10 protein-coding genes and 1 other RNA gene are annotated in these 14,334 nt (G+C 57.8%); 7 read left to right on the top strand and 4 right to left on the bottom strand.

What is annotated here, in order from left to right; translation table 11 throughout:
- Nucleotides 1–13 precede the first annotated feature (13 nt).
- Nucleotides 14–1,420 (top strand): YchO/YchP family invasin, encoded by a 1,407-nt coding sequence (locus INF73_RS14395; protein ID WP_193541885.1) that lies wholly within the window; start codon nucleotides 14–16, stop codon nucleotides 1,418–1,420.
- A gap of 3 nt (nucleotides 1,421–1,423) precedes the next feature.
- Here INF73_RS14395 and narL read toward each other — a convergent pair whose 3' ends face one another.
- Together narL and narX are read right to left on the bottom strand one after the other, a co-directional pair.
- Nucleotides 1,424–2,074: a two-component system response regulator NarL gene (gene narL / locus INF73_RS14390; protein WP_003856701.1), complete on the bottom strand. Its 651-nt coding sequence runs from the start codon at nucleotides 2,072–2,074 to the stop codon at nucleotides 1,424–1,426.
- The gene (narX, locus tag INF73_RS14385; protein ID WP_193541872.1) at nucleotides 2,067–3,863 is read right to left on the bottom strand and encodes a nitrate/nitrite two-component system sensor histidine kinase NarX; all 1,797 of its coding nucleotides are present in this window, start codon (nucleotides 3,861–3,863) and stop codon (nucleotides 2,067–2,069) included. The genes narL and narX overlap by 8 nt, the downstream gene beginning before the upstream one ends.
- Nucleotides 3,864–4,172: 309 nt before the next feature.
- Between narX and INF73_RS14380 the strand changes: the two genes are divergently transcribed.
- The 5 genes from INF73_RS14380 (at nucleotide 4,173) to narI (ending at nucleotide 12,612) form a co-directional block, all read left to right on the top strand.
- Entirely contained in the window at nucleotides 4,173–5,570 is a 1,398-nt protein-coding gene (locus INF73_RS14380; RefSeq protein WP_047364940.1) for a NarK family nitrate/nitrite MFS transporter, read from the top strand.
- A gap of 382 nt (nucleotides 5,571–5,952) precedes the next feature.
- Nucleotides 5,953–9,696 carry a nitrate reductase subunit alpha gene (locus INF73_RS14375; protein WP_193051683.1) on the top strand — a complete coding sequence of 1,248 codons (3,744 nt, stop codon included), beginning with the start codon at nucleotides 5,953–5,955 and terminating at the stop codon, nucleotides 9,694–9,696.
- Entirely contained in the window at nucleotides 9,693–11,228 is a 1,536-nt protein-coding gene (narH, locus tag INF73_RS14370; protein ID WP_028013444.1) for a nitrate reductase subunit beta, read from the top strand. The genes INF73_RS14375 and narH overlap by 4 nt, the downstream gene beginning before the upstream one ends.
- Nucleotides 11,225–11,935, top strand: a complete 711-nt coding sequence (narJ, locus tag INF73_RS14365; RefSeq protein WP_063866535.1) for a nitrate reductase molybdenum cofactor assembly chaperone — start codon at nucleotides 11,225–11,227, stop codon at nucleotides 11,933–11,935. Before narH ends, narJ begins: the two co-directional genes overlap by 4 nt.
- The gene (narI, locus tag INF73_RS14360; protein WP_028013442.1) at nucleotides 11,935–12,612 is read left to right on the top strand and encodes a respiratory nitrate reductase subunit gamma; all 678 of its coding nucleotides are present in this window, start codon (nucleotides 11,935–11,937) and stop codon (nucleotides 12,610–12,612) included. Before narJ ends, narI begins: the two co-directional genes overlap by 1 nt.
- On the opposite strand, the gene INF73_RS14355 is transcribed toward narI, so the two are convergent.
- On the bottom strand, nucleotides 12,609–13,505 hold the full coding sequence (locus INF73_RS14355; RefSeq protein ID WP_193541870.1) for a DMT family transporter: 897 nt from the start codon (nucleotides 13,503–13,505) through the stop codon (nucleotides 12,609–12,611). The genes narI and INF73_RS14355 overlap by 4 nt on opposite strands.
- Before the next feature lie 107 nt (nucleotides 13,506–13,612).
- Between INF73_RS14355 and INF73_RS14350 the strand changes: the two genes are divergently transcribed.
- Nucleotides 13,613–14,056 (top strand): Lrp/AsnC family transcriptional regulator, encoded by a 444-nt coding sequence (locus INF73_RS14350; RefSeq protein ID WP_041909598.1) that lies wholly within the window; start codon nucleotides 13,613–13,615, stop codon nucleotides 14,054–14,056.
- Nucleotides 14,057–14,141: 85 nt separating this feature from the next.
- On the opposite strand, the gene INF73_RS14345 is transcribed toward INF73_RS14350, so the two are convergent.
- Nucleotides 14,142–14,272: non-coding RNA, RtT sRNA (locus INF73_RS14345), on the bottom strand.
- Between the last annotated feature and the right edge of the window lie 62 nt (nucleotides 14,273–14,334).

Below are 14,334 nucleotides of genomic sequence, written 5' to 3'. Positions count from 1 at the left end.
TCTTACGACATTGATGACTGTTTCTTCCCCTTTCCGAACGCTGGTTTTACTCTCCCTCGTTACAGCCGGAGCCGTTCACGGTGCGCCGAATTCCTTTATCCAACAGGCACAAAATCCCTTTGATAATAACGGGGATAATCTCCCCGATCTCGGTATGGCAGCCCCGACCGGGGAGGGGGAAAAGCATCTCGCCGAAATGGCGAAAGCCTTTGGTGAAGCCAGTATGACCGACAACGGCCTGACTACGGGCGAGCAGGCGCGGCAGTTTGCCTTTGGTCAGGTGCGCGACGCGGTGAGCGGCGAGGTGAACCAGCAGATTGAATCCTGGCTGTCGCCCTGGGGGAATGCCAGCGTCAATTTGCTGGTGGATAACGACGGGAAATTCAACGGCAGCAGCGGGAGCTGGTTTATCCCCTGGAACGATAACAACCGTTACCTGAGCTGGAGCCAGCTCGGCCTGACGCAGCAGACGGATGGCCTGGTCAGTAACGCCGGAATCGGCCAACGCTGGGTGGCAGGAAAATGGCTGCTGGGCTACAACACCTTTTACGACAACCTGCTGGATGAGAACCTGCAGCGTGCCGGGCTGGGCGCGGAGGTATGGGGAGAAAATCTGCGCCTGTCGGCTAACTATTATCAGCCTTTTGCCGGCTGGCGCGACAGCTCTGACGTCCAGGAGCAGCGCATGGCGCGGGGATATGACGTGACCGCCAAAGCCTGGCTGCCGTGGTTTCATCACCTGAACACCAGCGTCAGCTTTGAGCAATATTTTGGCGACAACGTTGACCTCTTCAACAGCGGAACCGGGTATCACAACCCGGTGGCGGTCAATCTCGGGCTTAACTATACCCCCGTGCCGCTGGTGACGCTGACCGCCGGGCATAAGCAGGGCGAAAGCGGAGAGAGCCAGAATAACCTCGGGCTGAAGCTCAACTATCGCTTCGGCGTGCCGCTGGTGAAGCAGCTCTCCGCCGGAGAGGTCGCGGCCACGCGATCCCTGCGCGGAAGCCGCTATGACTCGCCGGAGCGTAACAGCCTGCCGGTGATGGAGTTCCGCCAGCGTAAAACGCTCTCCGTCTGGCTGGCAACCCCTCCGTGGGATCTCAAAGGGGGCGAAACCGTCATGCTGAAGCTGCAGGTTCGTAGCACTCACGGTATTCGTCAGATCCACTGGCAGGGTGATACCCAGGCATTGAGCCTGACGTCCCCGGAGAAAAGTGACAGCACCGACGGCTGGAGCGTGATCATGCCTGCCTGGAATGACGCTGAAGGGGCGACAAACCGCTGGCATCTCTCGGCGGTGGTGGAAGATGCGAAGGGCCAGCGCGTCTCATCCAATGAGATCACGCTCGCTGTGGTGCAGCCGCTGGTCGCATTACCTGACGACGACCCGCGCTGGAAGCTGCTGCCGGATGAGTAATGCTTAAAAAATACGTTCCTGATGGACCCACACCGCGGCTTCAACGCGGGATTTTAGCTTCATTTTCTTGAGCATATGCTTCACGTGCACTTTAACCGTGCTTTCGGTGATATCCAGGCGGCGGGCGATCATTTTGTTCGGCAGGCCCTGGGCAATCAGCTTCAGAATATCGCGCTCGCGCGGGGTTAACTGGCTGACGTCGCGGTCAGAGGTGGCGCGGTTCGCCCGCAGGCTGGCAGCCAGCACCGGGGTCAGGGCCTCGCTCAGCACCATCTCGCCTGCGGCGGCCTGCTGCAGCGCCTTGAGCAGGTCTTCCGGCTCCATATCCTTCAGCAGATAGCCATCCGCGCCGCGCTTCAGCGCCGTGACCACATCCTCTTCGTGGTTGGAGACGCTAAAGACCACCACGCGACCGGAAAGGGATTTCTCGCGCAACTTATCGAGGGTTTCCAGACCGTTCATGCCGGGCATGTTGAGATCGAGCAGGATCAGATCCGGATCGAGGGATTCGGCCAGCTCAATACCCTGTTCACCGTTGCTGGCTTCGCCCACCACGGTAATGTCGGGTGCCATGCTGACCAGCTGTTTTACGCCAGTACGCAGCATCGGATGGTCGTCGATCAACAGGATGGATGCCGGTTCCTGATTAGTCATGGGTTTCTCCTTGAGCAGTTGTAAGCGGTTTTTCGGGAATAAAGGTGACCACAACTTCCGTGCCACCCGTCTCTCTCCGTCGAACCTGGCAATCACCGCGCAGGCTTTGGGCGCGGTCTCGCATAATGATTAAACCATAGTGGTTAGTGCGTTCGGCATTTTCCGGCACGCCGCGACCGTTGTCGTGAACCGTCAGCCTGACCTGATTAGCGTGCTGGCTGACGGTAACCGTAACCGCCGTCGCTTCAGCGTGCTTGAGCACGTTGCTCAGCGCTTCGCGGGCGATCTGCAGCAGATGAATCGCCTGATGGGAAGGGACAAACCGCGGCGGCAGCTGGTAATCCAGCTTCACCGGGAAGCCAAGCCGGGCACTAAATTCCTGGCAGCTGGATTCCAGCGCCGGGCGCAGCCCCGGCTCGGTCAGCTGCAGGCGGAAGGTGGTCAGCAGCTCGCGCAGCTGTACCCAGGAGGTGTTCAGCTCGTTGCGGATCTGGCTCAGCAGCTGTTTGTTGCTGTCCGGCATTTCCGCGTCCTGCATCTGCAGGCAGCTCACCTGCATTTTCATACAGGAGAGCGACTGGGCGATAGAGTCGTGGAGCTCGCGGGCGATGGTCGCGCGCTCTTCCATGACGATCAACTGCTGCTGTTTTTCCTGGTGCCTGTCGAGCGCCAGCGTGGCCGTTAGCTGTTCAACCAGGGTGTCCACCAGCTGCTGCTGGTCGTGGCTCAGATGACGTCCGGCTGGCAGGGTGGCCAGCAGAATACCGTACTGGGTGTGGCTGTCCGTCAGCCGCCACTTAAGCGTAGTGCCGCCAGAAGCCTGCAGCGGCAGGCCGCGCGGGCACAGGTGACAGCCTTTATCATCGCAGGACATGTCGGACTGACAGGTAAACTCCTGATGATTATCTTCATCTTCCACATCGTAAACCCGCAGCTCCAGGTCATGAAGCAGAGTCAGATTTTGCAGGCCGTTCAGGACCGGCGAAAGGCGTTCACATAGCGGCACCTGCATGTGCAGCCGACGGTTGGCCTGCCAGAGGAAGGAGAGGATCTCGTTTTTCTGCTCCAGCCCGGCGGTTTTTTCCTGCACGCGCTGCTCCAGCACCGCGTAGCTTTCGGAGAGCTCCGTCGACATGGTGTTCAGCGCCTGGCCGAGCATGGCCATCTCGTTGCGGCCGCTGATATGCGTGCGCTGGGTAAAATCTCTGTTCGTTACGGCGCGCGCCATCGCCAGCAGCTGTTTCCAGGGATTCAGCAGCCGCGCCCGGAGCCAGATAATGGTGAAGATCAGCAGCAGGCCCATAAACAGCGCCATGGCACGGTGTACCATTACCACCCGGTCGATGCGTAATTCGGTGGTTTGGTCGAAAGAGGAGACCAGCGCGTCAATGCGGGAGACGAAACCCGCTACGTCCTGCGCAACGGTTTCGGTGCTGCGCGCCTGTTTCAGACCGGGTTCCAGCTGGGTGTGCCAGTAGCCCTGCAGGGCTTTAAGCTGGGACTGCTGGCCGGCGCGGATGGCGGCGTTTTCCAGTTCGGGGCTGAAGGCCGTGCGCTCCATTTCATCAATTAAGGGCCGATCGTCCTGCGTCAGGGGGACCGACGCCAGCAGACGATAACTCTGCATGCGTAGAGAACCTGCCTCGTTGATGGCATGTGCATTACCCTGTACCCCTTGTACCAGCCAGCCGGAAATCGCCATGCCGGCCACGCCAAGGGCGGTAGACAGCAAAACAATCAGGGCTAGCTGATTGACGAGAGTCAGCGGTGATAAACATCTTTTTAACATAGAGTTGCCGGGCTCCTGACGTGGCCTGCTTGCAGGAATGGCGCTATTCTGGTGCATACCCTGGAGTATACCCATACCAATAAAGGATTACCCCTAAATTGCCAACGGAGTATAGGTGAAGAAGCGGTGGTAGCAAGGAACCTTCAGTGCAGTGAAAAACCACGTCTTTTTTACCGAATTATCCTACTCACTAAGGATAACCCCTTTTTTTGCGCCGCAAATCCCCGCACTTTTCCTTTGATTTATATCAACTTACCGCCGCCCTAAAACCCTAATGTTTGCAGCATCATTCGAGAATCAGAGGTGTCTATGAGTCACTCATCCGCTCCCGAAAGGGAAAATGGTGCCGTTATTACAGACTGGCGTCCAGAGGATCCGGCGTTCTGGCAACAGCGCGGCCATCGTGTAGCAAGCCGGAATCTGTGGATTTCCGTTCCGTGTCTGCTTTTAGCGTTTTGCGTATGGATGTTGTTTAGCGCGGTCGCGGTAAACCTGCCGAAAGTAGGGTTTACGTTCACGACCGATCAGCTGTTTATGCTTACCGCATTGCCGTCGCTGTCTGGCGCGCTGCTGCGTGTCCCTTACGCGTTTATGGTCCCGGTATTCGGTGGCCGTCGCTGGACGGCGTTCAGTACGGGCATCATGATCGTCCCTTGCGTGTGGCTAGGCTTCGCGGTGCAGGATACCTCCACGCCGTTCAGCGTGTTCGTGATTATCTCCCTGCTGTGCGGTTTCGCCGGCGCTAACTTCGCCTCCAGCATGGCGAACATCAGCTTCTTCTTCCCGAAAGCGAAGCAGGGCGGCGCGCTGGGTATTAACGGCGGTCTGGGCAACATGGGCGTAAGCGTGATGCAGTTGATTGCGCCGCTGGCGATCTCTGTTTCTATTTTTGCCGCCTTCGGTGGCGGCGGCGTTGAGCAGGCGGATGGTTCTTCCCTCTACCTGCAGAACGCGGCCTGGATTTGGGTCCCGTTCCTGGTGGTCTTCACCCTCGCTGCATGGTTCTTTATGAACGATCTGAGCGCGTCGAAAGCATCCCTGAGCGAGCAGCTTCCGGTGCTGAAGCGTGGACACCTGTGGGTGATGGCGCTGCTGTATCTGGCTACCTTCGGTTCGTTTATCGGCTTCTCAGCGGGCTTTGCCATGCTGTCGAAAACCCAGTTCCCGGACGTGCAGATCCTGCAATTCGCCTTCTTCGGTCCGTTCATTGGCGCACTGGCGCGTTCGCTGGGCGGCATGATCTCCGACCGTCTGGGCGGGACTCGCGTTACGCTGGTGAACTTTATTGTGATGGCAGTCTTCTGCGCGCTGCTGTTCCTGACGCTGCCTTCTGACGGGCAGGGCGGTAACTTCTTTGCCTTCTTCGGCGTGTTTATGGTGCTGTTCCTGACGGCCGGGTTGGGGAGTGCTTCTACCTTCCAGATGATCTCCGTGATCTTCCGCAAGCTGACGATGGATCGCGTGAAAGCGCAGGGCGGAAGCGAAGAGCAAGCCATGCGTGAAGCGGCGACGGATACGGCTGCGGCCCTGGGCTTTATCTCAGCTATTGGCGCAATTGGCGGCTTCTTTATTCCGAAAGCGTTCGGCATCTCGCTTGACCTGACCGGCTCTCCGGCTGGCGCCATGAAAGTCTTCCTCGTCTTCTATATCGCCTGCGTCGTGATTACGTGGCTGGTATATGGCCGTAATACCAAGAAAAATAAGTAAGTGTGATTATCCGTTAACGCGGCCTTCGGGCCGCGTTTTTTTTCGACTCAATAATAGTTACAACATACTGGAGGATTTTACCCCAGTCATCTGCGGGTAACACTGTGATCGCCATCGCTTTGCAGGCATGTCTACCCCTTAATACCTGAGATGTTAAATTTTGCCGGGGTTATTGTACGATGAATAATAAATATCCTTATAAATCATTTATTTATTCGTTTTAAAAATATACCGCTTTGGTGGTATTTGGTCTAACCCCTCCTTTTATAGTCCCTCTTCGTCTTGATCGTTATCAATTCTCCCCCTCTTTCAGGGCGTTACCTTCGCTGCAAATCAGCAATGTCGATTTAGAGAGCCACAGGCTCCATACAGGAGATACCCGATGAGCAAATTTTTGGACCGGTTTCGCTACTTCAAACAGAAGGGTGAAACTTTTGCCGATGGGCACGGCCAGGTTCTGGATACCAACCGGGACTGGGAAGACGGTTACCGCCAGCGCTGGCAGCATGACAAAGTCGTCCGTTCTACCCACGGCGTAAACTGCACTGGCTCATGTAGCTGGAAGATTTTCGTTAAAAACGGTCTGGTGACCTGGGAAATGCAGCAGACCGACTATCCGCGCACCCGTCCGGATATGCCGAACCATGAACCGCGCGGCTGCCCGCGCGGGGCCAGCTACTCCTGGTATCTCTACAGCGCCAACCGTCTGAAATACCCGCTGATGCGCAAACGCCTGATGAAAATGTGGCGTGAAGCGAAAGTGCAGCACAGCGACCCGGTTGATGCGTGGGCCTCTATCATTGAAGATGCCGACAAAGCGAAAAGCTTCAAGCAGGCGCGCGGTCGCGGCGGTTTCGTTCGTTCTTCCTGGAAAGAGGTGAACGAGCTGATTGCCGCCTCCAACGTCTATACCGTAAAAACCTACGGTCCTGACCGCGTGGCGGGCTTCTCGCCAATCCCGGCGATGTCGATGGTCTCTTACGCTTCCGGCGCGCGCTACCTGTCGCTTATCGGCGGTACCTGCCTGAGCTTCTACGACTGGTACTGTGACCTGCCGCCAGCGTCACCGCAGACCTGGGGTGAGCAGACCGACGTGCCGGAATCCGCCGACTGGTACAACTCCAGCTACATTATCGCCTGGGGCTCTAACGTGCCGCAGACCCGTACCCCGGACGCGCACTTCTTTACCGAAGTCCGCTACAAAGGGACAAAAACCGTTGCGGTCACCCCGGACTACGCGGAAATCGCCAAGCTGTGCGACCTGTGGCTGGCACCGAAACAGGGTACCGATGCCGCGATGGCGATGGCGATGGGCCACGTCATGCTGCGCGAATTCCACCTCGACAAACCGAGCCAGTACTTCACCGACTACGTGCGTCGCTACACCGACATGCCGATGCTGGTGATGCTGGAAGAGCGTGAGGGCTATTATGCCGCGGGCCGCACGCTGCGCGCCGCCGATCTGGTGGATGCGCTGGGCCAGGAAAACAACCCTGAGTGGAAAACCGTTGCCTATAACAGCAACGGCGAGCTGGTGGCGCCAAACGGCTCTATCGGCTTCCGCTGGGGCGAGAAGGGCAAGTGGAACCTTGAGCAGCGCAACGGCACCACCGGTGAAGAGACGGAGCTGCGCCTCAGCATGTTGGGCAGCCAGGACGAGATCGCCGAGGTTGGCTTCCCATACTTTGGTGGTGAAGGTTCCGAGCACTTCAACAAGGTCGAACTAAAAAACGTGCTGATGCACAAGCTGCCGGTTAAGCGCCTGCAGCTGGCCGACGGTTCTACCGCGCTGGTCACCACCGTCTATGACCTGACCATGGCGAACTACGGCCTGGAGCGCGGTCTGAACGACGAAAACTGCGCAACCAGCTATGACGACGTGAAGGCCTATACCCCGGCCTGGGCGGAGCAGATCACCGGCGTACCGCGCGCGCAGATCGTTCGTATCGCCCGCGAGTTTGCGGAAAACGCCGACAAGACCCACGGTCGCTCGATGATCATCGTGGGTGCCGGTCTGAACCACTGGTACCACCTCGATATGAACTATCGCGGCCTGATCAACATGCTGATCTTCTGCGGCTGCGTCGGGCAGAGCGGCGGCGGCTGGGCGCACTACGTGGGCCAGGAAAAACTGCGTCCGCAGACCGGCTGGCAGCCGCTGGCGTTTGCCCTTGACTGGCAGCGTCCGGCACGTCACATGAACAGCACCTCCTACTTCTATAACCACTCCAGCCAGTGGCGCTACGAGACGGTTACCGCGCAGGAACTGCTGTCGCCGATGGCGGATAAATCCCGCTACAGCGGCCACCTGATTGATTTCAACGTGCGCGCTGAACGCATGGGCTGGCTGCCGTCTGCGCCGCAGCTGGGCACTAACCCGCTGCGCATTGCACAAGAGGCGAAGCAAGCGGGCATGTCGCCGGTGGATTACACCGTGAAATCGCTCAAGGAAGGCTCCATCCGCTTCGCGGCAGAACAGCCTGAGAACGGCAAAAACCATCCGCGCAACCTGTTCATCTGGCGCTCCAACCTGCTGGGCTCGTCCGGTAAAGGTCACGAGTACATGCTGAAATACCTGCTGGGCACCGAGAACGGTATTCAGGGTAAAGACCTCGGCAAGCAGGGCGGCGTGAAGCCAGAAGAAGTGGAGTGGAAAGACAATGGTCTGGACGGCAAGCTGGATCTGGTGGTGACGCTGGACTTCCGTCTGTCCAGCACCTGCCTGTACTCCGATATCGTGCTCCCAACCGCCACCTGGTACGAAAAAGACGACATGAATACCTCGGACATGCATCCGTTTATTCATCCGCTGTCTGCCGCCGTTGACCCGGCGTGGGAATCGAAAAGCGACTGGGATATCTACAAAGACATCGCGAAGAAATTCTCCGAAGTCTGCGTAGGTCACCTGGGCAAAGAGACCGACGTGGTGACGCTGCCAATCCAGCACGACTCCGCTGCCGAACTGGCACAGCCGCTTGACGTGAAGGACTGGAAAAAAGGCGAATGCGACCTGATCCCGGGCGTGACCGCGCCGCACATCATTCCGGTTGAACGTGATTACCCGGCAACCTACGAGCGCTTTACCTCTATTGGCCCGCTGATGGAGAAAATCGGTAACGGCGGCAAAGGCATCGCCTGGAACACCCAGAGCGAAATGGACCTGCTGCGCAAGCTCAATTACACCAAAGCGGACGGCCCGGCCAAAGGCCAGCCAATGCTCAACACGGCGATTGATGCGGCGGAGATGATCCTCACCCTGGCACCGGAAACCAACGGCCACGTGGCGGTGAAAGCGTGGGCGGCCCTGAGTGAATTTACCGGTCGCGACCACACGCATCTGGCGAAGAATAAAGAGGAAGAGAAAATCCGCTTCCGCGATATCCAGGCCCAGCCGCGCAAGATTATCTCCAGCCCGACCTGGTCTGGTCTGGAAGATGAGCATGTATCCTATAACGCGGGTTATACCAACGTTCACGAGCTGATCCCATGGCGCACGCTTTCTGGTCGTCAGTCACTGTATCAGGACCACCAGTGGATGCGCGACTTCGGTGAAAGCCTGCTGGTGTACCGTCCGCCAATCGATACCCGCTCCGTGAAAGCGGTGATGGGCGCGAAATCGAACGGTAACCCTGAGAAGGCGCTGAACTTCCTGACGCCGCACCAGAAGTGGGGTATCCACTCCACCTACAGCGACAACCTGCTGATGCTGACGCTGTCACGCGGGGGGCCGATTGTCTGGATGAGCGAAGCGGACGCCAAAGATCTGGGTATCGAAGATAACGACTGGATCGAAGTGTTCAACAGTAACGGCGCCCTGACGGCGCGTGCGGTGGTGAGCCAGCGCGTGCCGGCCGGGATGACCATGATGTACCACGCGCAGGAACGTATCGTGAACCTGCCGGGTTCAGAGATCACCGAGCAGCGCGGCGGTATTCACAACTCCGTGACCCGTATTACGCCGAAGCCGACCCACATGATCGGTGGCTATGCGCAGCTGGCCTACGGCTTTAACTACTACGGCACCGTAGGATCGAACCGCGATGAGTTCGTGGTGGTACGTAAGATGAAGAATATTAACTGGTTAGATGGCGAAGGTAATGACCAGGTACAGGAGAGCGTAAAATGAAAATTCGTTCACAAGTCGGCATGGTGCTGAATCTCGATAAGTGCATCGGCTGCCACACCTGTTCAGTGACCTGTAAAAACGTCTGGACCAGCCGCGAAGGTATGGAGTACGCCTGGTTCAACAACGTGGAAAGTAAGCCGGGCACCGGCTTCCCGACCGACTGGGAAAACCAGGAGAAGTGGAAGGGCGGCTGGATCCGCAAAATCAACGGCAAGCTGCAGCCGCGCATGGGTAACCGCGCAATGCTGCTGGGTAAAATCTTCGCTAACCCGCACCTGCCGGGCATTGAGGACTATTACGAGCCGTTTGATTACGACTACCAGAACCTGCACAACGCGCCGGAAAGCAAACACCAGCCGATCGCCCGTCCTCGCTCGCTGATCACCGGTCAGCGCATGGACAAAATTACCAGCGGTCCAAACTGGGAAGAAATTCTGGGCGGCGAGTTCGAAAAGCGCGCCAAAGACCAGAACTTCGAGAACATGCAGAAGGCGATGTACGGCCAGTTCGAAAACACCTTCATGATGTATCTGCCGCGCCTGTGCGAACACTGCCTGAACCCGGCGTGCGTCGCGACCTGCCCGAGCGGTGCCATCTACAAGCGTGAAGAAGACGGCATCGTGCTGATCGACCAGGACAAGTGCCGCGGCTGGCGCATGTGCATCACCGGCTGCCCGTACAAAAAGATCTACTTCAACTGGAAGAGCGGCAAGTCCGAGAAGTGCATCTTCTGCTACCCGCGTATCGAAGCCGGTATGCCGACCGTCTGCTCCGAGAGCTGCGTAGGTCGTATTCGTTACCTCGGCGTGCTGCTGTACGACGCGGACGCGATTGAGAATGCCGCAAGCACCGAAAATGAGAAAGATCTCTATCAGCGTCAACTGGACGTCTTCCTCGATCCGAACGATCCGAAGGTGATTGAGCAGGCGCTGAAAGACGGCATTCCGCAGAGCGTGATTGACGCCGCCCAGCAGTCGCCGGTGTACAAAATGGCGATGGACTGGAAGCTGGCCCTGCCGCTGCACCCGGAATACCGCACCCTGCCGATGGTCTGGTACGTGCCGCCGCTGTCTCCGATTCAGTCTGCGGCTGACGCGGGCGAGCTGGGCAGCAACGGCATTCTGCCTGACGTGGAAAGCCTGCGTATCCCGGTTCAGTACCTGGCCAACCTGCTGACCGCCGGAGATACCCAGCCGGTGCTGTTGGCGCTGAAACGTATGCTGGCAATGCGTCACTTCAAACGTGCGGAAACCGTTGACGGTGTTAACGATACCCGCGCGCTGGAAGAGGTCGGCCTGACCGAAGCGCAGGCGCAGGAGATGTACCGCTATCTGGCAATCGCTAACTACGAAGATCGTTTCGTGGTGCCAAGCAGCCACCGCGAGCTGGCTCGCGAGGCCTTCCCGGAGAAAAGCGGGTGTGGCTTTACCTTTGGCGACGGTTGCCACGGGTCAGACAGTAAATTCAACCTGTTCAACAGCCGCCGCATCGACGCGATGGATGTGACCAGCAAAACGGAGCCGCACCAATGATCGAACTCGTCATTGTTTCGCGCCTGCTCGAGTACCCTGACGCTGCGCTTGCGCAGCATCAACAGGAACTCTTTGATGCACTCGCGTCATCTGAAAACCTGGATAAAGAGGATGCCCAGAAGCTGGGCGTTTTCCTCCGCGACCTGCTGGCGCGCGATCTTCTCGATGCGCAGGCGGACTACAGCCAGCTGTTTGACCGTGGTCGTGCGACGTCTCTGCTGCTGTTTGAACACGTTCACGGTGAATCCCGCGACCGTGGTCAGGCGATGGTGGATCTGATGGCCCAGTACGAACAGCACGGCCTGCAACTCGACAGCCGCGAGCTGCCGGATCACCTGCCGCTGTACCTGGAGTATCTGGCGCAGCTGCCGAAAGAAGAGGCCCTGGGTGGTTTGCAGGACATCGCTCCCATTCTGGCGCTGCTCGGCGCGCGTCTACAGCAGCGTGAGAGCCGCTATGCCGTACTGTTCGATCTGCTGGTGAAGCTGGCGAACGCCTCGGTCGACAGCGAAAAAGTGGCGGAGAAAATCGCGGATGAAGCTCGCGACGATACCCCACAAGCGCTGGACGCCGTCTGGGAAGAAGAGCAGGTGAAATTCTTTGCTGACCAGAACTGTGGCGAGTCTGAAATCTCTGCGCATCAGCGTCGTTTTGCCGGAGCGGTGGCTCCGCAATATTTGAATATCTCTAACGGAGGACAGCACTAATGCACTTCCTGAATATGTTCTTCTTTGACATTTACCCGTATATCGCGGGCACCGTGTTCCTGGTGGGAAGCTGGCTGCGCTATGACTACGGCCAGTACACCTGGCGTGCTGCCTCCAGCCAGATGCTGGACCGCAAAGGGATGCACGTCGCGTCTAACCTCTTCCACATCGGGATCCTGGGGATTTTTGCCGGTCACTTCCTTGGGATGCTGACGCCGCACTGGATGTACGAAGCGTGGCTGCCGATTGAAGTGAAGCAGAAGATGGCGATGATCGCCGGCGGTGCTTGCGGCGTGATGACCCTGGTGGGTGGCCTGCTGCTGCTGAAACGTCGTCTGTTCAGCCCGCGCGTGCGTGCAACCACCACTGCAGCGGACATCCTGATCCTCTCCCTGCTGATGGTACAGTGCGCGCTGGGTCTGCTGACTATTCCATTCTCTGCGCAGCATATGGACGGCAGTGAAATGATGAAGCTGGTGGGGTGGGCGCAGTCCGTCGTGACCTTCCACGGCGGAGCGTCTGAGCACCTGGAGGGCGTGGCGTTTATCTTCCGTGTTCACCTTGTGCTGGGGATGACGCTGTTTGTGCTGTTCCCGTTCTCCCGACTGGTGCATATCTGGAGCGCGCCGGTGGAGTACCTGACGCGCAAATACCAGATTGTGCGTGCCCGTCGCTAATTCAGCGTCTTGATACCAACCCCGCAATCGCGGGGTTTTTTTTCGCCCCAGCCCAGGTTGTTGCCCGCTGCAGCAAACAGGATCAGCGCGCCGCCCGCCAGCTGCGTCAGGTTCAGCGAGTGCCCGAACACCAGGTTATCGACAACGATCGCCACCACCGGATAGATAAACGACAGTGAGCCGGTAATGGGGGTAGGTAGCTTCTGAATCGCGCTATAGAGCAGCTGGTACATAATGCCGGTATGGACGATGCCGAGCGTCAGCAGGATCGGCCAGGGAAAATCACCGGAAAATGACGGCCAGCTGGCAAACGGCAGAAGCATCACGACGCCCGTCAGCACCTGAATAAAGGCAATATGCTGCGGTGCGATAGTTTTCAGTTTGCGCGCAATGATTGCCGTCAGCGCGTAGAAGAAGGCCGCGGCCATTGCCAGACCGATACCCGCCAGCCATTCAGTGTCGTGGGTACCGGTCAGCTCGCTGGAGAGCAGTATCACCACGCCGCCGAAGGCGAGGAACAGCCAGCCCCATTTCACCACGCTGACGCGCTCGCCTAAAAACATCCCCATCAGGACCAGCATAAACGGCTGAGTGTTATAGACCACGGTCGAAAGACCAATAGAGATCCGCTCATAGGCTGCGAAGAGCAGCAGCCAGTTCAACACTAATGCCACACCGCCGAGAATCGCCAGCAGCAGCGTGGTGCGGGTGAGGGGGCTAAAGGGCTTTTGACTTACCCGGATAAAAATGAAAAGCGCTATTGCCCCAATAAGGCAGCGCCAGAACACCACTTCCGTCACCGGCAGACCGCTGAGCAAAACAAACGCGCCGATAGAGCCGGAAATTAACATCGCCAGACTCATCTGCCAGACGCCTTTATGTAAATCACGCATTATTCACCTCCTGATTAATAACGCTATTGTCGGAAATCGCTGTTGGGTTTTACAGGGATGAGATAAGGTTGAAGGTGTTAACTGCTTTTTTAAATTAGGTGAAACGAGTGGAATACCTTATTGATGATATCGATCGGCAAATTTTAGCCTGCCTGGTTGAGGATGCGCGCATGTCGTTGAAGGTGCTGAGCGGCCGCATTGGCCTGACCTCACCCAGCACGGCAGAGCGTCTGAAGCGGCTGGAAGAGCGGGGTGTGATTCAGGGGTATGGCGCACGTGTGAATCTCGCGGCGCTGGGGTATACGCTGCAGGCGCTGGTACGGGTGCGGCCTTTGCCGGGGCTGTTGCATAAGGTGGATAAATACATACAGGCGATGCCGGAGTGTATTGAGAGCGACAAGGTGACCGGGGAAGACTGCTTTGTGATTAGGCTGGTGGTGCGATCGATAGAACAACTGGATGCGCTGCTGGACGGGCTGGCGGAGCATGCCCAATGTAATACGTCGATTGTGAAAAGTTCGCCGGTGAAGCGTCGTTTGCCGCCAATGTAGTCGTCTGTCGCCGGGTGGCGGCTGCGCCTTACCCGGCCTACGAAAGCGGACTCGGTTCGATTTTGTTCGGGTTTTTTTGAAGTGATGGTGGTGGGGGAAGGATTACTCGGCGCGTTGCGCCTCGCCCTTCGGGTCGTTGCCTGCGGCAACGCTTTCTCGCTGCGCTCGAATCGAACCTTAGTCGAAGCTTCTCATCCTTCCCCTTGCGGAAATACATGATGCACGGTGCGAGCAGAATATTAAGTGTCATTTGAAAGTGATGGTGGTGGGGGAAGGAT

It is taken from the genome of Enterobacter cloacae complex sp. P6RS, from assembly GCF_014982245.1.
In the GTDB taxonomy this organism is placed as follows: Bacteria; Pseudomonadota; Gammaproteobacteria; order Enterobacterales; family Enterobacteriaceae; genus Enterobacter; species Enterobacter bugandensis.
Note: the sequence above shows the minus strand (reverse complement) of the source record. Positions and strands in the feature narration are given on the sequence as shown.

Coding starts and splice junctions, on each gene's coding strand:
- INF73_RS14395 (WP_193541885.1), top strand. CDS start 14: ATGACTGTTTCTTCCCCTTTCCGAACGCTGGTTTTACTCTCCCTCGTT.
- narL (WP_003856701.1), bottom strand. CDS start 2,074: ATGACTAATCAGGAACCGGCATCCATCCTGTTGATCGACGACCATCCG.
- narX (WP_193541872.1), bottom strand. CDS start 3,863: ATGTTAAAAAGATGTTTATCACCGCTGACTCTCGTCAATCAGCTAGCC.
- INF73_RS14380 (WP_047364940.1), top strand. CDS start 4,173: ATGAGTCACTCATCCGCTCCCGAAAGGGAAAATGGTGCCGTTATTACA.
- INF73_RS14375 (WP_193051683.1), top strand. CDS start 5,953: ATGAGCAAATTTTTGGACCGGTTTCGCTACTTCAAACAGAAGGGTGAA.
- narH (WP_028013444.1), top strand. CDS start 9,693: ATGAAAATTCGTTCACAAGTCGGCATGGTGCTGAATCTCGATAAGTGC.
- narJ (WP_063866535.1), top strand. CDS start 11,225: ATGATCGAACTCGTCATTGTTTCGCGCCTGCTCGAGTACCCTGACGCT.
- narI (WP_028013442.1), top strand. CDS start 11,935: ATGCACTTCCTGAATATGTTCTTCTTTGACATTTACCCGTATATCGCG.
- INF73_RS14355 (WP_193541870.1), bottom strand. CDS start 13,505: ATGCGTGATTTACATAAAGGCGTCTGGCAGATGAGTCTGGCGATGTTA.